Below are 23,728 nucleotides of genomic sequence, written 5' to 3' on the forward strand. Positions count from 1 at the left end.
TGAAAAAAGAGCTAAAGAAACTGTCTTCAGCTCTACTTAATCCTCTTTTTTCATTAATTCTTTCAATTCGTCAATAAAGACATTTATATCCTTAAATTGACGATACACAGAAGCGAAACGGACATAGGCCACTTCATCCAACTCAGCCAGCCTATCCATAACCATTTCACCTATTAAATCACTTTTTATTTCAGAAAATCCTTGATTTCTTATTTCTTTTTCAACATCAGTTGCAATCTCTTCCAGTTCTTTAAGAGCAACATGACGCTTTTCACAAGCTCGGATTAAACCTCTTAGGATTTTTTCTCTGCTATATTCTTCCCGTGCGCCATCTTTTTTTACCACAATTAGCGGAATTTCTTCTACCTTTTCAAATGTAGTAAAACGATAACTACAGGATTCGCATTCTCTTCTTCTACGTATTGAACGTCCTTCATCCGCAGGGCGGGAATCCAGCACTCTTGTCCCATTATGTTGGCACGTTGGACATATCATAGATTAGCACCGTCCTTTTCTATAGTTCTATCTTATTAAAACAAATCGAATAGGACAAGTCTGTTTGCATAAAATGCTATTTTTTATCTATGATACGGCCAATACTATCGGAGAAAAGTAAATAATGGGCAAGTAAAAGACGTTTGCCACAAAAAAAAGAGATGCATATGTACTGCACCCCTAAAAGTTAGAGTTTGAATCTAGCTTTTTTGAGTCAACACAAAAGGACATCTCTTTAATATTTTTTATTTATAATGCTTTAGCAAGAACATGGCTGACAGCAACCGGACCCATGCCTCGCGGGATTTCAATGTGTTCCCTAACCTGAGCGTTTAAGGCTTCAGCTATAAAATCAGCAGCCACATTAGGATCTAAGTCACCGCATGTATATACATCAATACTCGCATAACCATGTTCCGGAAAACTATGAATGGTTAAATGTGATTCAGATATAATGACTACTCCGCTTACTCCCTGTGGCGCAAACTTATGGAAGGCTACTTCTCTAACTTCAGCTCCAGATCGTAAAGCAGCGTCCACGAATATTTGTTCAATCTGATTAACATCGTTCAATTTAGATAAATCACAGCCCCATAATTCAGAAATGACATGACGACCTATTGTATGCATGTTCAATTCCCCCTTTAGCATTTAAACGAATTATAATTATCTTCGTTTCTGGCCTTTACTACCACGGGGGAAAGTTAGTCCTGAGAGGTCCTAACCCTTTAAGTAGTACTGCCAGGATGATGAAGTTTACGACATTTAGTATATATGGTTTATATTTCAAAAGCAATCATACAATTCAATATTAGTTAATAATTACCACTAAATGTACATTAATTGTTTTTCTTAGTTTATTCTAGAATATGAATCAAAGAACGGCCTGAACCGCCTTTTTTTTAGAAAGACAGCCAGACCGTAATAGATATTGTTTATTATTATTAACTTACTTTCACCTTATCCTCCTGAAGAAGGCGTGCCACATGGTTTACTAATTCTACCACTCTGCATGAGTATCCCCACTCATTGTCATACCAGGCAAGCACTTTCACTTTATTTGCACCAATCACCATTGTTGAGAGTGCATCTACAATAGCCGAATGTGGATTCGTATTAAAATCAATCGAAACAAGCGGCTCTGTGCTGTATTGGATAATACCGGCCAATGATCCTTCAGCTGCTGTTTTAAACGCTTGATTGATTTCATTAACAGTAACTTCTCTTTTTAAATCTACTACCAAATCAACTAAAGAGACGTTTGGAGTTGGTACTCTCAACGCAATACCATGGAGTTTTCCTTTTAAATGAGGAAGCACCAGTGAGAGTGCTTTGGCTGCTCCAGTTGTGGTAGGTATGATACTTTGTGCACAGGCACGAGCTCTGCGTAAATCTTTGTGCGGGTTATCGATATTATTTTGATCATTTGTATATGCATGAACGGTTGTCATAAGACCATTGTCAATTCCAAATTGTTCATCGAGTACTTTTACAACAGGAGCGAGACAGTTAGTTGTGCAGGATGCATTAGAAATAACAAGGTGTTTATTGATATCCAATGTATCCTCGTTAACACCCATTACAATCGTGACGTCCTCATTCTTCCCGGGAGCTGTTAAAACGACTCGTTTTGCACCGGCATTTAAATGAAGAGCTGCTTGATCACGATGATTAAATTTCCCAGTTGCTTCGATTACGATATCAATCCCAAGATTTTTCCAAGGCAGGAATTCAGGATTGCGATTATTAAGCAAAAGAACTTTTTTACCATTTATCAATAAATGATCATCCATAGCATGTACATCACCATTAAACGGACCATGATTCGTATCATATTTAATTAAATGTGCTAATGTTTCAGGCGGATAGCTAGCATTAATGGCTACGATTTCAAGATGCTCATCCAATATTGCTTTTCGGAAAACCATTCTGCCAATTCGGCCAAACCCATTGATAGCAACTCTTGCACTCATTTAACTTCCTCCTATATATAAGTTATACTTATTGTAAAAATGATGTAATTAGTATAACACATTGAATAAAATGCTGCATGGTTTAAATACCCAAATTATCCAAATTAAATGGAATTTTATACAAAAAAAGACTATCCCAGGGTCGTTATCCCTCAGATAGCCTTTCTATTGATTATACATTCAATTGTTTAATTAGATCAATGAGTTGCTCTTCCGTCTCAAAAAATTCTCCGTTATTGTCAACAATATAATTGGCCAATTTTTTCTTATCATCAATTGGCATTTGTGCTCGTATTCTCGCAAGTGCTTCTTCCTCAGTAAAATGATCCCGCGCCATTAATCTTTTTAACTGGACCTCGGGCTTTACATACACAAGAATAATACCCTCTACCATATGCGTCAAATTACTTTCAAACAATAGGGGAATGTCCATGAAAACGAGTTCTTTCCCCTGGTGTAACGCTTTCTCCGTTTCTTCCATCATCCATTTCCTGACTGCCGGATGAACAATTCCATTTAACATTTGCCGTTTTTCAGAGTTTGAAAATACGATGGAACCTAATTTTTTTCGGTCTAATGTCCCATCAGGTAAACAAATATCCTGACCAAATACATTTTTAATTTCCTCTAATGCTGGCATACCAGGCTCGACAACTTTTCTTGCTGCGATATCTGCATCAATAACAGGGTAACCCTTGGAAATGAGCCATTTGCTGACGCTGCTCTTTCCACTGGCAATCCCTCCTGTAACTCCGAATATTTTCCCCATAGCATTCCATTCCCTATTAAATTATTTTGGTTAACCCAAGAAAAATAAGTACTAAACCCGGAATAAATGAAAAGACCTTTGCCATAATGGAATCCTGCAGAAATTTTCCCGCTTTTATACCCACAGTCATTAATAAAGCACTCATACCAAAACAGAGAGTCACCTGAATAAACAGGGGATAATGAAGTATACCAGCACCTATTCCAGCTCCAAATCCATCTAATGATAAGGCTAATCCTAGAAAGAAAGCCTCTAACCCAGTAATGGTCCCGGAACGGTCAAAGTCTGCACTTAATGGCTTTTTAAGTATATGAATAACCAGCCCAATAGACTTTATTTCTAATTGGAATAAGGTTCTTTCATCCACATAGGGACAATTATCTTCATTTCGCTTGAAGTAACTTGAAAGTGTCCAAATTCCAAGCACCAGCAAGATAAATCCTCCTAGCTTACCGGTCCAGGAATGTGCCATCAAATGCTCGCTTAACGATCCCATTAACATACCGAATGCTAGGCTTAATGCAGAGCAACCGGCAATGATGATGATGGAGCGAATCGGTATACTTACTTTTCGCATTCCATAGGTTATTCCCACACCGCAACTATCCAGACTCACTGCCAATGCCAATAATACTATTGATGCTATGTGCTCCATTTCATAGGGACTCCTTTCCATAATCAATACCCTACTATATGAAAGGAGCCCATCTTATGTTCATATTCAGTTAGGCTAATGGCTGACATTCAGGACAGTAGATGGTCCCTCTGCCTCCAACAATAATTCTTTCCATGTTTGTTCCGCAAATTTTACAAGGCTGTCCTTTTCTCGAATATGCAAACAGCTCGAGCTGAAACATGCCGATTTGGCCCTGTGAATTCACATAGGATCGTACTGTACTTCCACCTTTTTCAATGGCGGTAGCAAGAGTTTCCTTAATGGATGTATATAGTTTTTCTATTTCCTCTTTTGTCAATGTGGATGCCGGCCGTTCAGGATGGATACCGGAATGGAACAATGCTTCATCCACATAGATATTACCAAGACCTGCAACTACTCTTTGATCCAATAATACCGTTTTGATAAAACGATTTGTCTTACTGAGTGCTGTGCTTAAGTAATCTGGTGTAAATTCATCTGAAAAAGGCTCAGGTCCTACTTTTGAAAGTGGCAATACTTCCAATTCTGTCCCCTTTGTATGCAGATGCATCGTGCCAAACTTACGGACATCTCTGTATCTCAATTCCGTTTGATCCGTAAATTTGAATATAACATGCGTATGCTTATCTGCCGGTTCCGTTTCATCATAAAGACCGTATTTCCCTTCCATCCGTAAATGGGAAACAAGACTGTAATCATCTAAATGGAAAATCAGGAATTTACCTCGCCTCCCAATCTCATGAATGGTTTGCCCTTTTAAAAGCATACGAAACAGTTCAGCATCATCCGGCTCTTTTATAATTTTTGCCCAGCGTATATCCACATCATCAATTGTTTTTCCAAGTACCAAAACTTCGAGGGTCCTTCTGATTGTTTCGACCTCAGGTAATTCAGGCATACCTTTTCACCCCTTTTATTCCTATTTAGCATCATACCAGGTGTTGCCAAAAGAATAGTCCACTTTTAATGGAACCGCTAATTCAATTGCATTTTCCATTTCTTCCGGAACAATTTTCTTTAATATATCCAACTCTTCAGGTGGCGCCTCAAAAATCAATTCATCGTGCACCTGAAGCAGCATTCTAGTCTGTAAATTTTCTTTCTTTAATCTGGCATTCATTCGAATCATCGCCAATTTGATAATATCTGCAGCACTGCCCTGAATTGGTGTATTCATAGCTGTTCTTTCTGCAAAACCACGAACATTGAAGTTCCGATTATTAATTTCAGGTATATATCTTCGGCGCTGCAATAAAGTACTTACATATCCATTTTCCTTCGCCTCTTCTACAATATCCTTCATGTATTGCTGAACACCAGGGAAGCTCTCTAAATAGCGATCAATAAAGATTCCAGCTTCTTTTCTGGTAATTCCAAGACTTTGCGATAGTCCATAATCACTGATACCATACACAATTCCAAAGTTCACCGCTTTAGCCTGTCTTCTCATATTTGATGTCACCTGATCAGCATCCACATGAAATACATCCATAGCCGTTCTTGTGTGGATGTCCATATCTGAGTTAAAGGCATCTATCAGGTTTTCATCTCCCGCTATATGGGCCAGAACACGCAGTTCAATTTGAGAATAATCAGCCGCAAAAATGACCCAGCCTTCTTCAGATGGAACGAAAGCCTGTCTGATTTTTTTGCCTTCTTCAAGTCTGATCGGAATATTTTGCAGGTTAGGGTCTGTTGAACTAAGTCGTCCAGTTTGAGTTAATGCCTGATTGAACCTCGTATGAACCTTCTGATCATCATGTATAACTTTTAAAAGTCCCTCAATATAGGTTGATTGCAATTTCCCCAGCTGTCTATAATGAAGAATTTCCCGGACAATACTATGCTTGCTCTCTAATTTTTCAAGTATATCTGCTGATGTGGAATAGCCTGTCTTCGTCTTTTTAATAATAGGTAAATTTAATTTTTCAAACAGGATAACTCCAAGCTGCTTCGGTGAATTAATATTAAAGGATTCACCGGCCATTTCATAAATTTTAGCTTCGATGTCCTTTAATCTGCCTGCAAGTTCAGCTCCCATTTCTTTCAAACGGTTCTCATCGACCTTCACACCCGTAATTTCCATTTCAGCCAGGATAAGAGCAAGCGGCAGTTCTAGATCCTGCAGCAATCCTATTTGATTGAATTCCTCCAGCTGTCTTTCCAGGCTTTCCTTAATCAGTGTTAACGATAAAGCTTTCCGGGCAATATGCTCACCCAATTCAGCAGCCGGCGGAATTGAACGTTTCGCTCCTTTTCCATAAAAACTCTCATCTGTTTGAATATGTCCGGCATTATGTTTTTTAGCAAGATCCGCCATATCAACATCCGGTTCAGCTGGATTTAAAACATAGGATGCCAGATAAACATCAAATTCAATTCCTTTTAAAGCAATCCCATCATGGCTTAATGCCACAATACTTTGTTTGGCATCATACACTGTTTTTTTATATTCAGGATTCTCTGCCCACTCTTTGAAAAGAGGGGATCCTGCAGCCTTGTCCTTATCGATAAAGAATGTTCCATTTTCATTTGAAATAGCTATGCCAATTACTTTTGCAGTATGATAATTCGGATCAAGTAGTTCTAGATAGAGTGAGGACTCTGCTGTCAGCATATCTTCCGTCACTTCTTCCACTGCCTTATAGTCAATCTCTTCAAGGACGGCCATCTCTTCTTTTGCAGCTGGTTCCATTTTTTCAATTAAGGTTGCAAATCCAAGCTCCCTATAGATAGACAGCAGCTTTTCCTGGTCTGCACCCGCATAATCAATTGATTCAAGCTCTACCTCAATTGGAGCATTTGTTTCAATTGTTGCCAACTGCTTACTTAAAATAGCTTGGTCCTTGAATTCTTCCACTTTTTCTTTTAGTTTTTTTCCGCTGATTTCATCAGGGGAAGCCACTACCTTCTCAACTGTTCCAAATTGATTCAACAATTTTAAGGCAGTTTTCTCACCTACACCTGGGATTCCAGGAATATTATCTGAAGCATCCCCCATTAATCCTTTTAAATCAATTATTTGATTCGGCGTTAAGTTATACTTTTCACGAATATGCTCCGGTGTATAATCCTCCATATCCGTAATCCCTTTACGGGTAATACGTACAGTCGTTTTATCCGTAGCAAGCTGGGTTAAATCTTTATCGCCGGAGATAATTTGTACTTCATAATCCCCTTTTTCAGCTTCAAGAGCAAGTGTTCCGATAATATCGTCGGCTTCATAATTCGTTAACTCATAGCGAGAGATTCCGTATGCATCCAGTAATTCTCGAATAAAAGGAAATTGCTCTGATAATTCAGGTGGCGTCTTTTGACGTCCGCCTTTGTATTCTTTATATGTACTGTGTCTGAACGTTGTTTTCCCGGCATCAAAAGCAACTAATATATGAGTAGGATTTTCCTCTGAAATGATTTTGTTGAGCATCATCGCAAAACCATAGATGGCATTTGTGTGTACACCCTTCTCGTTATTCAGTAATGGCAATGCAAAAAACGCCCGATAGGCAATGCTGTTTCCATCGATTAAAATCAATTTTTTCTTCATGGTTACCTCCAGTATCCATATATATATTTTCATTAACATATAGCATAATTTAAATACGGCCACCGAATCATTCATCATAACAGGTGTGCCTTATAAATGCTTTTATCAGGATTTGAGACATTTTACTGATTCAGGCCTGATAAAAACCGTCACTTCACTTATCCACTCTATTTTATCATGACTAGAGTTTGAAAGAAAAATGACGGTTCAGTTCTATTTATTCAATTACACCGGTTTGGATTTGTCATAGGACTCTTTTAAGCTGGAAGTCATCAGGCCTATGTATGCTTGGCCTGGTATTTAGGAAGTATGATTGTAAAAGTGGTTCCTACATTCTTTTGGCTTTCTACCGTTATTTCTCCCTCATGTGCCTCCATAATATGCTTAGCTATTGCAAGTCCCAATCCCGTTCCTCCTGATTCCCGGCTACGGTCTTTATCCACTCGATAAAATCTTTCAAATATACGAGGAAACTCCTTTTCCTCTATGCCAATTCCGGTATCCTTGATAGCAATATAAATTTTATCAGATTCTTCTTTTGCAGTTATTTGTACTTTCCCATATGACGGGGTATAGGAAATCGCGTTACTAACAAGATTAAGGCATACTTGTTTAAGCCTGAATGTATCTGCTTCACACATAATAGGCTTTTTAAAATCCTGGATCTCGAACTGAATATGTTTCTTCGATGCTTTTCTCTCAAGCATGGCATACGTATCGGATAAAACAGGAACAATATCAATTTCCTGTATATCGAGCCGGAAGCCTTGTTGCTCCACTTTTGAAAGCTCCAGTAATTCCTTTATTAAAGCCTGCAGCCTGTCGCTTTCCTTTAAAATAATAGATAAGAAGTGCTCTAATGCCTGCGGATCATGCATGGCTCCATCAAGGAGCGTTTCCGAAAATCCCTTAATAGATGTAACCGGTGTATTCAGTTCATGAGACACATTGGCAACAAATTGTTTCCTTACTGACTCTAATTTCTTTAGCTCAGTGATATCATGGAAAACAAGTAGAATACCCTTCCATTCTCCCTTAGGTCCCATAATTGGTGCACCGTATACCTCAAAATTCTTCCGCTCAATTCCAATCGTCAATACGATTTGTTTCTTTAATTTTTGTTCAGCCATAAAGATCTCTTCAATAATCGCATTAATTTCTTCATGTTTGATCACTTTATAATAGAGTTCAGATAAATATTCTTCTTCCTCTACCTTGAAAAGATCAATATAGGCATGGTTAATCATACTGATAAACCCTTTATCATCGATTAATAACAGGGCGCTACCCATATTTTCAATCAGTGTACTCAATCTGTCTTTTTGGATTTCATGAGCAATTTTCATTTCCTGCAAATTTCGGGCAACAGTATTAATAGAATGATTAAGAATTCCATTTTCATTATTTCTACCGACATAAGAACGGGCCCGATAGTTACCTCTCGTTAATTCCAGAGCAGCTTTTGTAGCACTTTCTATAGGAATCGCAAACTTCTTGATTAACTGAAATACAAACAGGACGATCATCACACAGGCGAATCCCAAACAGCCCAAGAGTATAAACCATACTTTTGTATATAGAGAGGAATCTTCATTTGAAACCAATATGAAATGGCCTGTTTCCCCAGTATCCAACGAATAATCGTCCATATAGTAATAGGATGGCCCTGTTCTGATATCGGATTTCTTTCCTATTTGCTTGTCCGTTCTTATATCTCCCATATATTCTGTAAGGGATGCTGAATCATCCCAGTTTTTCCAGCCCGAAGGCTTGTCTGTTTTATACAGGATACGCCCTTCCTTATTCATGATTAGAAAGGATGAGCGCAAATGATTGTTCAACTTATTAGACTTCATCTCTAAATCATTGCCGTTATCAGCATCACCCAGGTATAGAGTTACCAATTGCCCTTCTTCCTTAAGGTGATTCATTACAGACTTATCATAATAATAAAGAAGTAATTTCCCAATTAACAAACCAAAGCATAGAAGTATAATAATAGTGATGGCTGCTATCTCTGCAGTTATTTTAAGCTTGAACTTTTTCATTGCCTTGGTTCCTCAAGTTTATATCCCAACCCGCGTACGGTTTTAATATAATCAGGCTTTTTCGTATCTTGTTCAATTTTTTCACGCAAGTGACTAATATGGACATCGACAATTCGAGTATCTCCGGCAAAATCATAGTTCCATATCACATTAAGGAGCTGATCTCTTGTCAGAACTCTGGATTTATTCCTCGCAAGATACTCTAACAGCTCAAATTCCTTCGGAGTTAGCTCAAGTAACTCCTCTCTCATATATGCTTCATATCTGTCCGGATATATTTGTAACTCTCCAATTCTCAAATTGCTTGTTTCTTGTTTTTCTAAAGAAGTATCCTGCCCGGAATTTCCCATCCCAGCTCTCCTAAGGAGAGCCTTCACTCTGGCCACAACTTCTCTCGGGCTAAATGGCTTTGTCATATAATCATCTGCTCCCAATTCTAGCCCAAGCACTTTATCAAATTCCTCATCCTTTGCTGTTAACATAAGAATTGGAGTCATAATTTTATTTTGTCTCAAGATTTTACATACCTCAATGCCATCCAGTTTAGGCAGCATCAAATCTAGAATAATGATATCTGGTGACTCAGCTATAGCCATTCTTTTACCTGTCTCACCATCCATTGCTTTAATAACCTGATAGCCGGCTTGTTCCAGATTATAGGTTAGTAAGGTAATAATTGATTGTTCGTCTTCCACTACAAGGACTTTTTTACTCATTGGCCCCTCCTGCTATTTTTTCACTATACTAACCATTATATATGAACATACGCTTTTGGGTAGTCTAGGATACGTCACTAACCGATTGCATTATTTGGGATACCCCCATATAGTCTCTCCTGGAAAATGCAAAAAAAAATCGGAAAGTAATACTCTCCGATTTATATAATAAGACTATTAAGCAAGTACAGACATAACGTTTCGAACTGCTTCAGCAGATTGATCCAATGCTGCTTTTTCTTCATCAAGTAATTCAAGCTCAATTACTTTCTCTATGCCATTTGCCCCCAAAATAGTTGGAACACCTAAGTATATTCCGCTATATCCATATTCACCTTCCAAATAGGCTATTGCAGGAATCACTCTCCGCTGATCCTTTAATACAGCTTCTGCCATTTCTACAAGTGAAGCAGCAGGGGCATAATATGCACTTCCATTACCAAGAAGACTAACAATTTCTCCGCCGCCTTTTCTCGTCCGTTCTACTATTTGCTCTAGACGTTCCTTTGGCAGAAGAGCTTCTAAAGGAATGCCGCCAGCATATGAATATCGAACAAGTGGTACCATATCATCGCCGTGTCCACCCAACACAAAACCTGTTATATCCTTAACTGACAAATTTAATTCCTGAGCGATAAATGTACGGAATCTAGCCGTATCCAATACACCCGATTGACCGATCACACGATTTTTGGGGAATCCGGTTTCCTTAAATACCGTATAGGTCATTGCATCAACTGGATTAGTAAGAACAATAATATAACTGTCAGGAGAATATTTTACAATCTCTTTAGCTACTGAGCGCATAATGTTTTGGTTCGTTTGAACTAGATCATCCCGGCTCATCCCTGGCTTACGCGCAATTCCTGCAGTAATAATAACCAGATCAGAATCCTTTGTATCCTCGTAATTTGATGTTCCAGTAATGGATGCATCAAATCCCATTACAGGGCCTGCTTCTGCCATATCTAAAGCTTTGCCCTTTGTGGGATTTTCCAATTGCGGAATATCAACCAACACTACATCCCCAAGTTCTTTTTGAGCTAAAAGAAACGCGGTCGTTGCTCCTGTAAAACCACTGCCAATGACAGATATTTTTTTTCGGTTAAATACCATTCGAATTTACCCCCAGTTTTTAAAAGGGGTAACCTTTTTCGAGATTACCCCTTTCGTGAATTATTAATCCATATTTTTTATGAGCTCATCAGCAAATTCAGAACATTTCACTTCACTCGCTCCATCCATTAAACGGGCGAAGTCATATGTAACCACTTTTGTTTCTATCGTTTTTTCCATTGATTGTGTAATCAAATTAGCAGCTTCAGTCCAGCCCAGATGCTCAAGCATCAATACACCTGATAGGATTACTGATGAAGGATTCACCTTATCAAGACCAGCATATTTAGGTGCTGTTCCGTGTGTTGCTTCAAAAATTGCATGGCCTGTAACATAGTTGATATTGGCACCAGGCGCAATACCTATTCCACCAACCTGTGCTGCAAGAGCGTCAGAGATATAATCTCCATTTAGATTCATGGTTGCAACTACATCAAATTCTCTTGGTCTTGTTAAGATTTGCTGCAGGAAGATATCTGCAATGGAATCTTTAACAATAATTTTACCAGCTGCCTCTGCATCTGCCTGTGCTTTGTTTGCAGCCTCTGTACCTTCTGCTTCTTTAATGCGGTCATACTGTGCCCAAGTGAATACTTGATCACCGAATTCTTCTTCAGCAACTTCATAACCCCAGTTTTTGAAGGCTCCCTCTGTAAACTTCATGATATTTCCTTTATGAACAAGCGTGAGGGATTTACGTCCTTCTTTAATTATATAATTAAGTGCAGCTCTGACAAGACGTTTTGTGCCTTCTTCAGAAATCGGCTTGATTCCAAGTCCGGAAGTCTCAGGGAAACGGATTTTGGAAACACCCATTTCTTCACGCAGGAAGGTTAATAATTTTTTAACGTCATCAGATCCTTTTGCATATTCAATTCCTGCATAAATGTCTTCTGTATTTTCACGGAAGATAACCATATCCGTGTCCTGTGGTCTTTTAACCGGTGATGGAACTCCATTAAAATAACGAACCGGGCGCAAGCAAGTATATAAATCAAGTTCTTGGCGCAAAGCTACATTTAAAGAACGAATACCTCCGCCAACCGGTGTTGTAAGCGGTCCTTTAATCGCGATTAAATATTCTTTAATAACGTCAAGCGTTTCTTTAGGAAGCCATTCTCCTGTTTGATTAAATGCTTTCTCACCAGCAAGTACTTCTTTCCAAACTATTTCTTTTTCCCCATTGTATGCTTTGTTTACTGCCGCTTCCAACACTCTTGATGCAGCTGCCCAAATATCAGGACCTGTTCCATCCCCTTCAATAAATGGTATAATCGCCTGGTTTGGCACTTGCAGTACTCCATCGACAACTGTGATTTTTTCTCCCATACTCATTCAAATCCCCTCCAACATCAATATACAAGGTTAGTGAAACAGTCCGTTTCAGCTAACCTTTTCTCTAAATCTATAAATTTAAGTATAACTATCCAGAAGTTAATTAACAAATCATCCTACTATTAATTTTCAGATAATTTGACCTCTTATTAACGATTATTAACTGGTATATATTTTTGCATTCCTGGTCCCACATATTCAGCACGCGGGCGAATCAATCGGTTGTTTTCATATTGCTCCAGAATATGGGCAATCCATCCTGACATACGGCTAACCGCAAAGATAGGTGTAAATAAATCATGATCAATCCCCAGACTGTGGTATACAGAAGCAGAATAAAAATCTACATTTGGAGGAAGCGGTTTTTTTGAAGTAACTAGCTCTTCAATTTTGGAAGATATTTCATACCACTTCGGTTCACCCGTTAAGTTCGTGAGTCTTTGGGACATTTCACGAAGATGCTTTGCACGTGGATCTCCTTTTCTGTAGACACGATGTCCAAAGCCCATTATCTTTTCTTTATTTGCTAATTTATTACTTATATAGCTATCAACATTTTCAACAGAGCCTATTTCAGATAGCATTTTCATAACTGCTTCATTAGCCCCGCCATGCAATGGTCCCTTTAAGGCACCAATTGCTGCTGTGACACCCGAATAAATATCCGACAATGTAGCTACACATACACGCGCAGTAAATGTAGATGCATTTAATTCATGGTCCGCATGTAAAACTAATGCTTTGTTAAATGCCTCAATTTCAATCTGTTCAGGTTCTTTGCCATTCAGCATATAAAGAAAATTCTGTGCATAGCCAAAATCTTTACGTGGCGCAATAGGTTCTTCGCCTTTACGAATGCGTGAAAAAGCCGTCACAATGGATAGGATTTTAGCTTGCAAACGTATTGCTTTTCTGAAATTTGCTTCTTCATCCATAATATCGGCTTCCTCATCATATAACCCCAATAAAGATACAGCTGTTCTTAATGCTCCCATTGGATGAATCGTATCAATCGGATACATTTTGAAATGTTCAATCATTTCATTAGGAAGTCCTGCATTTGCAGCAAGTTGATTCTTCAAATCTTCCAATTCTAGCTTGTTGGGTAATCTGCGATGCCATAACAAATAAATAACCTCTTCGAAACTTGCGTTTTCAGCCAAATCATCGATATCATAACCGACATATGTCAATGTGTCATCGATAATAGAACTGATTGAAGATGATGTAGCCACTACTCCTTCAAGACCCTTTGTAACAGACATGGTTTTTCTCTCCTTTGCTAGAAATCTCCCCTATGTTCCTGATTTTGGTTGACGAATTGGGTTACCGCTTCACTGTAATGTATGTATTGCCTATATGCTTTCATCACATTTATATCTCTTACTTGTAAGTAAGCGTTATCATAAGAGCGTAAATTTCACCCAGCATCTCCCTCGTTGAACGATTGCTCAGAATAACAATAGATTTCACAAGAAATTTTTTACAAATCTGTGAAATCTATGCCCTGTTTTCAATTATAAACAATTATTTAAAATTTGTGAAACAAAAACACCTTATAAAAATCCAAAAGTATTTTATCTTAATAATTATCTGAAAAAATCAATAAGCTGCATGGCAAGATATGCAATCCCAGCTCCGATTAATGGACCTACTGCTACCCCATTAAAAAGACCGACAGCTAGGATCGTTCCAAAAACGAGTGCCACCGTAATATGAGGATCACTTACCAAAAGCTGCACACCATTCTTCGCAATTAATGCAACGGCTATTCCAGATAACATAGCAATCCAGGCATACGGCGATTTCATTGCTTCCGTCAGTTGCTTAAACCCTATATGGCCTGTGGCAATCGGCACTAATACAGCAATGGTAATAATCGTAACACCCCAATTAATCCCCTTAGACTGAATATAACTGAACATTTTTCCATCTAAACCGACAATTTTAAATACAAGCAAAAAAAGAACTGCAAATGTAAGGGAACTGTTTTTCGCAAATATCCCTATCGCCAAAAGAATAACTAAAAATATGTATGGACCATACATGATGTTTCATCCTTCCTGTTGAAAATGTATATCAAGTATAAAAAGACTGATAATTTCAAAAAATACCACTTGTGGTTAATATATGAACTTTCTTTTAATGATCTTAAAGAATATAATTAAATTCAGAAAGCCAAATAAAGGAGGCTTATATGAACCTTGAACACCTTTATAGAGTTTTACGCTTCTTAGTCGTTATTATCGGGATTTATCTATCCGTTTATTTACTGCTTATCATAGCTAAATATACATACCCATTTATCATAGGTTTTTCGTTTGCCTACTTGCTTAAACCTTTTGTTACGTTCTTAACGAATAAACTTAAAATACCAAAAAGTTTATCTGTTATTCTCTCTATGCTTGTTACGGTTGCGCTTATTGCTGGTTTGATTACCTTTCTTGTAGCTGAAATGGTTGCCGGGATAACCTATCTGTCAGAAGCATTGCCTGAACATTTAAATACGATGGTAGTATATACACAAAATTACATTACAAATCACTTCATCCCATTCTACGAGAAAATCATATCCTTCTTTAATACTCTTGATACAGGGCAACAGGATACCATTTTGTCAAATATAGAACAGCTAGGGAAAGAAGCTGGTAATACCATTGTGTCGATTCTACAATCGTTTTTAGCTTTTTTGCCTGTTGTTATTGGCTGGCTTCCAAGTGTAGGAACAGGGGCTATCTTTACTTTACTGGCCACATTTTTTATTGCGAAGGAATGGGATAGATTTATTAATTACAGTAAAAAAATGCTACCGAATAAAACCATGTACAATCTTAAGAACGTCATGAAAGAGTTGGAGAAAGCATTATTCGGTTTTATAAGAGCACAGCTGACGTTAATATCAATAACAGCCTTAATTGTTCTGGTTGGTTTATTAATTCTGCGGGTTGATTATGCCATTACAATCGCCCTTATAATTGGATTTGTTGATTTATTGCCCTATCTGGGTACAGGTTTAGTTTTCGTTCCATGGATTATATACGAGTTGATTATCGGCAACTTCGGATTTGCACTTGGTCTTGGTATTTTATATACGGTAGTGATTGTTCAAAGGCAATTCATGGAACCGAAAATCCTTTCCTCAAGCATCGGTCTGGATCCATTGGCTACTTTAGTTGCTATCTTTGTCGGATTTAAGCTAATTGGGTTTTTAGGTTTTATTTTAGGTCCCATTATCTTAGTGATATTGAGTACATTATATAAATTGCATATCCTTCATGATTTAAAAGATTATATTATGGGAATTCAGCCCCCTCCTCCTAAATAAAAGGAGGAGGCTGCATCCAACGATTTTTCCATCGTCAGAAGCAGCCCCTCATTTATCGAATAATCGTAATCGTTTTGCGTGATTTACTCATATACTTTGTAAGCAGTGCATAGAGGATTGGCTTAAAGGCTTTCCTTGTAAATGGCATTAGCAGCAGGAACCCCACTATATCACTGATAAAACCAGGCAGTAATAACAGGAAGCCTCCAATTAGAATACAGATCCCGCTGTATACTTCTTCACCGGGCATAAATCCTTTACTCATCTGGTCCTTTGCGCGCTGGATGACCTGCAAGCCTTGTTTCTTGGCCAAGAATACTCCGATGATCCCAGTAAAAAAGATGAGGAAAACCGTCCAGCCAATACCCAAATAAGAACCCGACACCAACAAAACAATAATTTCAATAATTGGTATCAGAATGAAAAATATGGTTGAGAGCTTCATTAGGAACCTCCTTATTGCAAAGTGTCTGGCATTTTCCTTTAGTTTAGCATAATTGATAGAAGTGGATAGAAAAAAGAGCTGTTTAAATTAGCAAACAGCTAAGCAAACAGCTCCATCATGTTTATTACAGAATTCCTGTATTACCTTCGTAAATACGGCCGCTTCGGCTATCTACAGTAATAACCTGGTTGTCCTGTAACACTATTGTAGCATTTTCAAATCCAACAATAACCGGAATACCCTGGCTTAAACCAACTACTGCAGCATGGCTTGTTAAACCGCCTTCTACAGTTACCAATGCTGCGCATTTTTCAATCGCTGGCATCATATCTTTGTCCGTTGCATTTGTAACTAAAATACAACCTTCTTTTGCTTTAGCAATCGCTTCTTCAGCGTTGTTAGCAATAACTACACGGCCTGAAGCAGACTTTCTTCCAATTCCTTGAGCACTTGCTAAAACAGAACCGATCAAGTGGATTTTCATAATATTAGTTGTGCCTGATTCATTCACTGGTACACCCGCTGTGATAATAACCAATTCACCAGGTTTTACTAAGTTTTTCTCAGTTGCTGCTTGAACTGCATTTTCAAGCATATCATCTGTAGTAGTAGTACTAGTTCCTAGAATTGGATATACACCAGATACCAACGCTAATCTTCTCATCACTCTTTCATCAGATGTGATTGCGATGATAGGTGTTTTAGGACGGTAACGGGAAATTACACGTGCTGTTGATCCACTTTGTGTCGGTGTAATAATAGCTGAAACATTTAAGTTTAATGCTGTATGTGCTACAGATTGCCCAATTGCATCAGTTACATTATAATCATGATCTTTACTGCGGGCAGAAAGAATTGCTTTATAATTTAAAGCTGTTTCTGCTTTACTAGCAATGTTGTGCATAGTTTGAACAGCTTCAACTGGATATTGGCCAGCTGCTGTTTCACCTGAAAGCATGATTGCATCTGTTCCATCAAAAATTGCATTCGCTACGTCACTTGCTTCCGCACGAGTTGGACGAGGATTACGTTGCATTGAATCTAACATTTGCGTTGCTGTAATAACCGGTTTACCCACTGTATTGCAGCGTTTAATTAAATCTTTTTGAACAAGAGGTACATCTTCGGCAGGAATTTCAACGCCAAGGTCCCCACGCGCAACCATTAAACCATCAGAAACCGCTAAGATCTCTTCAATATTTTCTACACCTTCGTGGTTTTCGATTTTCGGGATGATTTGGATATGACCTGCATTATGATTTTCAAGCAATTCTCTGATTTCAAGAACGTCCGCTCCTCTTCTTACAAAGGAAGCTGCAATGAAATCAACATCTTCTTGAATACCGAATACGATATCTTCCGCATCTTTTTGTGTAATTCCTGGTAATTTGACAGAAACTCCTGGTACGTTAACACCTTTTTTATTCTTAATCATTCCTGTGTTAAGAACTTTTGTATAGATTTCTTTTTTATCTTTATCTAAACCAGTTACTTCAAGACCAATTAAACCATCATCAACAAGGATTCTGGATCCTTCATGAACATCATCAATTAAGCCTTCATAAGTGATTGAGAATTTCTCCGGAGTACCAAGTACTTCAGTCATAGAAATGGTAACATCTTGACCTGCTACTAATTCGAACCCACCATTTTCCATGTTGTGAGTGCGAATTTCCGGTCCTTTTGTATCAAGTAAAATCCCAACTGTTTTACCAGTTTCTTCTGCAGCCTGGCGAATAGTTTGAATTCTTGCACGGTGCTCTTCATGGCTACCATGAGAAAAGTTTAGACGGGCAACATTCATTCCTGCTTCCATTAATGCTTTTAACTTTTCTAATGATTCACTGGCTGGTCCAATTGTACATACGATTTTTGTTTTACGCACGTTGTATCCTCCTATTTACTATTTCTTAATTAAATTGAAAGCTCCTGAGATAATTCATACATTTTTTTGTCAACCACATGAGGTATCTTTAATGCCTCAATAATGTCATAATCAACCAATTTATTGTTAACGATCCCTACTGCGCGGCCGCCTTTTCCATCAAGGAGCAATTCAACTGCATTAGCAGCCAATCGACTGGCTAATACGCGATCTGTCGCTGTTGGTGATCCACCGCGCTGAACATGTCCTAGAACTGTCACACGCGTTTCGAAGCCAGTGCGTTTCTGGATATCTTCACCGATTTCCATACCACTGCCAACACCTTCAGCAACAATAATAATACTATGTTTCTTTCCTCTATCATGCCCACGCTTCAGCTTATTAATGATATCATTCATATCATAGTTTTCTTCGGGGATAAGAATAGATTCCGCTCCGCCTGCAAGTCCTGCCCATAGTGCAAGATCTCCGGCATTTCTTCCCATTACCTCAATAACGTATGTTCTTTCGTGTGAAGTAGCTGTATCTCTGATTTTATCAATAGAATCAATAACGGTATTCAAGGCAGTATCGAATCCAATTGTGAATTCGGTTCCTGGAATATCATTATCAATCGTGCCCGGTACACCTATACATGGAAATCCATGTTCTGTTAAAGCTTTGGCTCCACGATAAGAACCATCTCCACCTATAACAACAAGTCCTTCAATTCCAAATTTCTTCAATTGTTCTATACCTTGCAATTGAACATCTCTTTCCTTGAATTCCGGACAACGAGCCGTATACAGCATCGTTCCGCCTCTATGTATAATATCTCCTACAGATCCGATCTCAAGCTTTTTTATGTTCCCATTTAAAAGACCTTGGTATCCGTTGTAAATCCCATAAACCTCAATATTATGGTAAATCGCTTTTCTTACAACGGCACGTACTGCGGCATTCATGCCTGGTGAATCTCCCCCACTTGTTAATACACCTATTCTTTTCATGATATCACCCCAAGTTTAGTATTATCTTCATTGAGTACACATCTGTTTATAGCATCTGTATATAGACAGACAGAAACACAATCACGAAATATAGTTGTTTCCGTTTATTCATAATCGCATCCTTATTCTATGATAACAAAATCCTTTCGTAAAGCCCTTTGTACCAAGGAATTTTATATGAAAACGCTATCACATTGAGAGATTCTCATTATTATCAAGGGATTAAAAAAAATTGTACATCGTGTGTATTTTTCCCTATTGAACAAAAAAGAAACGTACATTTTCATGTACGTTTAATGATTCTTTACAAATTGAGTCGAAAATCCGTACTTGCCAATATTTTTATATTTTTCATATCTTTTATTGACTAGCTCTTCCTCACTCATATTTTTTAATGTATCAAGCGAATTTTTTAATATTTTATCAATCTCTTCAGCCTGATCTTTAACCGAGCGATGAGCACCGCCAAGTACTTCAGGAATAATTTGATCTATAATGCCTAACTCTTTTAAATCTGGTGCCGTAATTTTCATGGATTCCGCTGCCTTCTTTGCCATGGATGCATCTTTCCAGAGGATGGATGCAGCTCCTTCAGGAGAAATAACTGAGTAAGTTGAATTTTCAAGCATATGAATATGGTCTCCCACACCAAGTGCTAAAGCTCCGCCACTTCCTCCTTCTCCAATTACTATACAAACGATTGGCACCTTTAAACCGGCCATTTCGAATAAATTTCTAGCAATAGCTTCACTTTGACCTCTTTCTTCTGCCGCTTTACCAGGATAGGCTCCCTTTGTATCAATAAAACAAATAATTGGCCTCCTGAATTTTTCCGCTTGCTTCATGAGTCGTAAAGCTTTTCTATATCCTTCTGGATGAGGCATGCCAAAATTCCGTCGTATATTATCCTTTGTATCCTTACCTCGCTGATGACCAATAACAGTCACCGGCATCCCATGATACTTAGCTATGCCGCCCACTATTGCTTCATCATCACCAAAAAGTCGATCCCCATGACATTCAAAGAACGATGTAAATAAGTGTTCTATGTAATCGCAGGTTGTAGGGCGTAATGAGTGCCGGGCTATTTCAACTCGATCCCAAGGCTTAATATCTAGATACAGCTCTTTTTCCAATTGGCCCAAGCGTTCCTCCAGCTTATTAATTTCCTCTGTAAACTCTCCATCAGAGTGTGAAGTCATTTTCTTTAATTCATCTATTTTTTTTTGTAAATCCTGTATTGGTTTTTCAAATGACAATTCACCCGGCATTATTTACTCCCCCCTGATGTATGAATATCGATAATTGCAGCCAGTGTATCTTTCATTTTATTTCTCGGCACTACTGCATCCAGTTGACCATGTTTTAGAAGGAATTCAGCAGTTTGAAAATCTTCCGGTAACTTTTCATGGATTGTTTGCTCGATTATTCGACGGCCGGCAAATCCAATTAAAGCTTTAGGTTCTGCAAGGTTATAATCTCCGAGAGAAGCAAAACTCGCTGATACCCCACCGGTAGTTGGATGAGTCATAACCGATATAATCAAACCGCTATGCTCACTGAAACGTTTTAAGGCTGCACTTGTTTTTGCCATTTGCATGAGACTTATAACTCCCTCTTGCATTCTGGCTCCTCCGGATGCGGTAAATATAATAAAAGGTACCTTTAATTCATCAGCTTTTTCAATGGCCCGGGTTATCTTTTCACCAACTACAGAGCCCATACTGCCCATACGAAATGTAGAGTCCATTACAGCAATCACAGTGGTATGACCACTAATTCGACCTATTCCTGTTACTACAGCTTCATTTTGTTTTGTCTTATTTCGATCTCTATCGAGCTTTTCTGTATAATCGGGAAAGTTCAGTGGATTTTCCGATATCATCCCCCGATCGTACTCCTCAAAAGACCCTTTATCCATTAAATTGCTTAAACGTTCAACTGCACTCATCGGGTGGTGATAACCACATTTAGGACAAACTTTATCATTTTTTAATATTTCTTTAGAGTATTTAATAGTTTTACAAGACGGACATTTCATCATAATTCCTTCAGGCACATCTTGATTTGCTTTATCAGAAGGAATGGTTGCATACTTTTTCTTTTTTGTACGAGAAAACATGTCTTTCAACAAAACTCTCGATCCCCTTTCGTAATACAGTACATCAATGGTTCATAAATAAACCTTACTGATTTTCTCATCAGCCAGTGATTACTGAAACCACCTTGTCCATTATACCTGCCATCCCATCAGATATATACAGACTATGGTAATAGGACAAACTACTTGCACATTATTGAAGTCCTATCTTATCTACATACAAGAAACACATCTTTGAAAAATCATATCCTTACCGACCAATAGGACAAATCATATGCATCTTCATTAACCCTTATGTCTTAGTAAATCTATAAACCTTAATTGCAAGCAATGGAAAGTTTATAAAATTGGCCTTATATAGTTTACAAAACGTACCTATATAAGGCCAATATACTACAGATATCTATTATTCACTTTTCGCAGTAGCTCTGATTTTTGTATCATATATTTCAAGTGCTTGATCTTTTTCCCCGTTTTCCATTAAAGCAGCTAAAATAATATATTGCTTTCGGTCTTGAATGGAGAATTCATAGCCAGATGCTTTACAGTAACTGTTTACCGTTTTCCAAATTCTTTCCATCAATCGATTGTCAGTCAAACTGGCTAATTGAGAGAAGTAAGCCTCGTCCGTAAATGAGTTGGTTCTAGCCCAATTATATAGATCTTTAATAGTCTCAGGATTTTTACGGTTGTATTCGGACATTATACGTATACAATCTTTTTCTAACAACAATTTCACTTCAATCAAATCTTCTTTTGTTTTACCTTCTAAAATGAAAAATGAGCCAAGTAATTCAACAAGCTTATGCTCTTGAAAATCATGAATGAATGTTCCTTCTCCTCTTCTTGTTTCAATCAATCCCAAAAGCTCCAACGCTCTTAAAGCTTCTCTGACTGAGGAACGGCCAACATTTAAGCGGTCAGACAGCTCCCGTTCAGAGGGGATTTTATCACCTGGAACAAGATGATCCTCTTCAATCATTCTTTGCAGCTTGCGAACTATTTCTAAATATACTTTTGGCTGTCCTTCAGTTTGTAATTCCATCTGTCATCACTCACTTTTTCCAATGGATGATAGTAATTCTGTCTTCTTTCTGATTTCTTCCGGATCAACTTTTAATCTTGCAACCCCTGTTTCCATCGCCGCTTTTGCTACTGCAGCAGCTACTGCCGGAGCAACTCGCGGGTCAAAAGGAGCAGGGATTACATAATCCGTTTGCAGCTCTTCATCTGTAATTAGATTTGCAATCGCCTCAACGGCTGCAACTTTCATTTTCTCATTAATATGAGTTGCTCTTACATCCAGAGCCCCTCGAAAAATTCCCGGAAAGGCTAAAACATTGTTTACCTGGTTGGGGAAATCGGATCTACCAGTTCCTACGACTGCCGCACCTGCTTCTTTAGCCAATTCCGGCATAATTTCGGGAACTGGATTGGCCATCGCAAAAATGACTGGATCTGAGGCCATTGATTTAATCATTTCAGGAGTTAGCGCGCCTGCAACCGAAACACCGATAAAAACATCTGCATCTTTAATGACGTCCTCAAGACTGCCTTCCAAATGATCACGATTTGTATATTTAGCCACCTCTGCTTTTACAGCATTCATACCATATGGGCGTTCTTCATAAATCGCACCCTTGCTATCACACATAATTAAATCGCGTACACCAAAGTGATATAGTAGCTTAATAATGGCAATACCGGCAGCACCAGCGCCATTTGCAACCACTTTAATCTCAGACATTTTCTTATTGGAAAGCTTCAAGGCATTAACAAGACCTGCAACCGTTACAATTGCTGTACCGTGCTGATCGTCATGGAAAACAGGGATATTCGTTTCTTTTTTCAATCTTTCTTCAATGACAAAACAATTTGGAGCCGCAATATCTTCTAAATTAATTCCGCCAAAAGTTGGTTCAAGTAATTTTACTGTCTCCACAATTTTATCTACGTCGTTCGTATTTAGACAGATTGGAAAAGCATCGACTCCTGCAAACCCCTTAAATAATAATGCTTTTCCTTCCATCACAGGGAGGGCAGCTTCCGGACCAATATTGCCGAGTCCAAGCACTGCTGTACCATCTGATACTACGGCTACCATATTGCCCTTGAAAGTATATTCATATACTGTTTCCGGTTTATCATGTATAGCTTTACACGGTTCAGCTACACCTGGAGAATATGCCAGGCTTAAATCGTGTGCATTCCGCAGAGGTACCTTGGCCACTGTTTCCAATTTCCCCTTATTTAAACGGTGCATATGCAACGCTTCTTCTCTTAAAGTCAATTACCCACACCCCACTTTTTATCATACGATACATTT

At 38.3% G+C, this 23,728-nt stretch carries 21 protein-coding genes; 1 reads left to right on the forward strand and 20 read right to left on the reverse strand.

The window, feature by feature from the left end; translation table 11 throughout:
* Nucleotides 1–36: 36 nt before the first annotated feature.
* The 13 genes from nrdR to AC4BHA_RS08740 form a co-directional block, all read right to left on the reverse strand.
* Nucleotides 37–495 carry a transcriptional regulator NrdR gene (gene nrdR / locus AC4BHA_RS08680; protein WP_066108869.1) on the reverse strand — a complete coding sequence of 153 codons (459 nt, stop codon included), beginning with the start codon at nt 493–495 and terminating at the stop codon, nt 37–39.
* Between the two features lie 249 nt (nt 496–744).
* On the reverse strand, nt 745–1,125 hold the full coding sequence (gene speD, locus AC4BHA_RS08685; RefSeq protein ID WP_066108871.1) for an adenosylmethionine decarboxylase: 381 nt from the start codon (nt 1,123–1,125) through the stop codon (nt 745–747).
* Between the two features lie 314 nt (nt 1,126–1,439).
* Nucleotides 1,440–2,468 carry a glyceraldehyde-3-phosphate dehydrogenase gene (locus AC4BHA_RS08690; RefSeq protein ID WP_066108875.1) on the reverse strand — a complete coding sequence of 343 codons (1,029 nt, stop codon included), beginning with the start codon at nt 2,466–2,468 and terminating at the stop codon, nt 1,440–1,442.
* Between the two features lie 172 nt (nt 2,469–2,640).
* Nucleotides 2,641–3,237: a dephospho-CoA kinase gene (gene coaE / locus AC4BHA_RS08695; RefSeq protein WP_490551055.1), complete on the reverse strand. Its 597-nt coding sequence runs from the start codon at nt 3,235–3,237 to the stop codon at nt 2,641–2,643.
* Between the two features lie 16 nt (nt 3,238–3,253).
* A complete protein-coding gene (gene ytaF, locus AC4BHA_RS08700; RefSeq protein ID WP_490551054.1) occupies nt 3,254–3,892 on the reverse strand; it encodes a sporulation membrane protein YtaF in 639 nt (212 codons plus the stop codon).
* Between the two features lie 70 nt (nt 3,893–3,962).
* The gene (mutM, locus tag AC4BHA_RS08705; RefSeq protein ID WP_066108883.1) at nt 3,963–4,793 is read right to left on the reverse strand and encodes a DNA-formamidopyrimidine glycosylase; all 831 of its coding nucleotides are present in this window, start codon (nt 4,791–4,793) and stop codon (nt 3,963–3,965) included.
* Nucleotides 4,794–4,814: 21 nt separating this feature from the next.
* Complete coding sequence (polA, locus tag AC4BHA_RS08710; protein WP_490558449.1) at nt 4,815–7,442, reverse strand: DNA polymerase I; 2,628 nt, start codon at nt 7,440–7,442, stop codon at nt 4,815–4,817.
* Between the two features lie 278 nt (nt 7,443–7,720).
* Nucleotides 7,721–9,490, reverse strand: a complete 1,770-nt coding sequence (gene pnpS, locus AC4BHA_RS08715; protein WP_490558450.1) for a two-component system histidine kinase PnpS — start codon at nt 9,488–9,490, stop codon at nt 7,721–7,723.
* A complete protein-coding gene (locus AC4BHA_RS08720) occupies nt 9,487–10,206 on the reverse strand; it encodes a response regulator transcription factor (RefSeq protein ID WP_066108894.1) in 720 nt (239 codons plus the stop codon). Before AC4BHA_RS08720 ends, pnpS begins: the two co-directional genes overlap by 4 nt.
* A gap of 177 nt (nt 10,207–10,383) precedes the next feature.
* On the reverse strand, nt 10,384–11,322 hold the full coding sequence (gene mdh, locus AC4BHA_RS08725; RefSeq protein ID WP_066108897.1) for a malate dehydrogenase: 939 nt from the start codon (nt 11,320–11,322) through the stop codon (nt 10,384–10,386).
* A 63-nt stretch (nt 11,323–11,385) separates the two neighbouring features.
* The gene (gene icd / locus AC4BHA_RS08730) at nt 11,386–12,657 is read right to left on the reverse strand and encodes an NADP-dependent isocitrate dehydrogenase (protein WP_066108900.1); all 1,272 of its coding nucleotides are present in this window, start codon (nt 12,655–12,657) and stop codon (nt 11,386–11,388) included.
* Nucleotides 12,658–12,806: 149 nt separating this feature from the next.
* The gene (citZ, locus tag AC4BHA_RS08735) at nt 12,807–13,922 is read right to left on the reverse strand and encodes a citrate synthase (protein WP_066108903.1); all 1,116 of its coding nucleotides are present in this window, start codon (nt 13,920–13,922) and stop codon (nt 12,807–12,809) included.
* Between the two features lie 324 nt (nt 13,923–14,246).
* Nucleotides 14,247–14,705 carry a DUF441 domain-containing protein gene (locus AC4BHA_RS08740; protein ID WP_066108905.1) on the reverse strand — a complete coding sequence of 153 codons (459 nt, stop codon included), beginning with the start codon at nt 14,703–14,705 and terminating at the stop codon, nt 14,247–14,249.
* Nucleotides 14,706–14,854: 149 nt separating this feature from the next.
* On the opposite strand from AC4BHA_RS08740, the gene ytvI reads away from it, so the two are divergent.
* Nucleotides 14,855–15,982 (forward strand): sporulation integral membrane protein YtvI, encoded by a 1,128-nt coding sequence (gene ytvI / locus AC4BHA_RS08745; protein WP_066108908.1) that lies wholly within the window; start codon nt 14,855–14,857, stop codon nt 15,980–15,982.
* A 52-nt stretch (nt 15,983–16,034) separates the two neighbouring features.
* On the opposite strand, the gene AC4BHA_RS08750 is transcribed toward ytvI, so the two are convergent.
* The 7 genes from AC4BHA_RS08750 to ystJ form a co-directional block, all read right to left on the reverse strand.
* Nucleotides 16,035–16,427 carry an FxsA family protein gene (locus AC4BHA_RS08750; protein WP_139892802.1) on the reverse strand — a complete coding sequence of 131 codons (393 nt, stop codon included), beginning with the start codon at nt 16,425–16,427 and terminating at the stop codon, nt 16,035–16,037.
* Between the two features lie 124 nt (nt 16,428–16,551).
* Nucleotides 16,552–18,312, reverse strand: coding sequence for a pyruvate kinase (gene pyk / locus AC4BHA_RS08755; RefSeq protein WP_490558451.1), 1,761 nt, complete (start codon nt 18,310–18,312; stop codon nt 16,552–16,554).
* Between the two features lie 29 nt (nt 18,313–18,341).
* Entirely contained in the window at nt 18,342–19,301 is a 960-nt protein-coding gene (gene pfkA / locus AC4BHA_RS08760; protein WP_066108917.1) for a 6-phosphofructokinase, read from the reverse strand.
* Nucleotides 19,302–19,594: 293 nt separating this feature from the next.
* Complete coding sequence (gene accA / locus AC4BHA_RS08765) at nt 19,595–20,572, reverse strand: acetyl-CoA carboxylase carboxyl transferase subunit alpha (RefSeq protein ID WP_066108919.1); 978 nt, start codon at nt 20,570–20,572, stop codon at nt 19,595–19,597.
* Complete coding sequence (accD, locus tag AC4BHA_RS08770; RefSeq protein WP_066108920.1) at nt 20,572–21,435, reverse strand: acetyl-CoA carboxylase, carboxyltransferase subunit beta; 864 nt, start codon at nt 21,433–21,435, stop codon at nt 20,572–20,574. The genes accA and accD overlap by 1 nt, the downstream gene beginning before the upstream one ends.
* Before the next feature lie 373 nt (nt 21,436–21,808).
* Complete coding sequence (locus AC4BHA_RS08775) at nt 21,809–22,447, reverse strand: FadR/GntR family transcriptional regulator (protein WP_066108923.1); 639 nt, start codon at nt 22,445–22,447, stop codon at nt 21,809–21,811.
* 6 nt (nt 22,448–22,453) lie between these two features.
* On the reverse strand, nt 22,454–23,692 hold the full coding sequence (gene ystJ / locus AC4BHA_RS08780) for an NADP-dependent malic enzyme (RefSeq protein WP_066108928.1): 1,239 nt from the start codon (nt 23,690–23,692) through the stop codon (nt 22,454–22,456).
* Nucleotides 23,693–23,728 lie beyond the last annotated feature (36 nt).

It is taken from the genome of Pradoshia sp. Z3_51 (assembly GCF_058215915.1).

Bases quoted from the DNA above. Each gene is read 5' to 3' on its own strand.
- nrdR (WP_066108869.1), bottom strand. From the start codon at position 495: ATGATATGTCCAACGTGCCAACATAATGGGACAAGAGTGCTGGATTCC.
- speD (WP_066108871.1), bottom strand. From the start codon at position 1,125: ATGCATACAATAGGTCGTCATGTCATTTCTGAATTATGGGGCTGTGAT.
- AC4BHA_RS08690 (WP_066108875.1), bottom strand. From the start codon at position 2,468: ATGAGTGCAAGAGTTGCTATCAATGGGTTTGGCCGAATTGGCAGAATG.
- coaE (WP_490551055.1), bottom strand. From the start codon at position 3,237: ATGGGGAAAATATTCGGAGTTACAGGAGGGATTGCCAGTGGAAAGAGC.
- ytaF (WP_490551054.1), bottom strand. From the start codon at position 3,892: ATGGAGCACATAGCATCAATAGTATTATTGGCATTGGCAGTGAGTCTG.
- mutM (WP_066108883.1), bottom strand. From the start codon at position 4,793: ATGCCTGAATTACCTGAGGTCGAAACAATCAGAAGGACCCTCGAAGTT.
- polA (WP_490558449.1), bottom strand. From the start codon at position 7,442: ATGAAGAAAAAATTGATTTTAATCGATGGAAACAGCATTGCCTATCGG.
- pnpS (WP_490558450.1), bottom strand. From the start codon at position 9,490: ATGAAAAAGTTCAAGCTTAAAATAACTGCAGAGATAGCAGCCATCACT.
- AC4BHA_RS08720 (WP_066108894.1), bottom strand. From the start codon at position 10,206: ATGAGTAAAAAAGTCCTTGTAGTGGAAGACGAACAATCAATTATTACC.
- mdh (WP_066108897.1), bottom strand. From the start codon at position 11,322: ATGGTATTTAACCGAAAAAAAATATCTGTCATTGGCAGTGGTTTTACA.
- icd (WP_066108900.1), bottom strand. From the start codon at position 12,657: ATGAGTATGGGAGAAAAAATCACAGTTGTCGATGGAGTACTGCAAGTG.
- citZ (WP_066108903.1), bottom strand. From the start codon at position 13,922: ATGTCTGTTACAAAGGGTCTTGAAGGAGTAGTGGCTACATCATCTTCA.
- AC4BHA_RS08740 (WP_066108905.1), bottom strand. From the start codon at position 14,705: ATGTATGGTCCATACATATTTTTAGTTATTCTTTTGGCGATAGGGATA.
- ytvI (WP_066108908.1), top strand. From the start codon at position 14,855: ATGAACCTTGAACACCTTTATAGAGTTTTACGCTTCTTAGTCGTTATT.
- AC4BHA_RS08750 (WP_139892802.1), bottom strand. From the start codon at position 16,427: ATGAAGCTCTCAACCATATTTTTCATTCTGATACCAATTATTGAAATT.
- pfkA (WP_066108917.1), bottom strand. From the start codon at position 19,301: ATGAAAAGAATAGGTGTATTAACAAGTGGGGGAGATTCACCAGGCATG.
- accA (WP_066108919.1), bottom strand. From the start codon at position 20,572: ATGCCGGGTGAATTGTCATTTGAAAAACCAATACAGGATTTACAAAAA.
- AC4BHA_RS08775 (WP_066108923.1), bottom strand. From the start codon at position 22,447: ATGGAATTACAAACTGAAGGACAGCCAAAAGTATATTTAGAAATAGTT.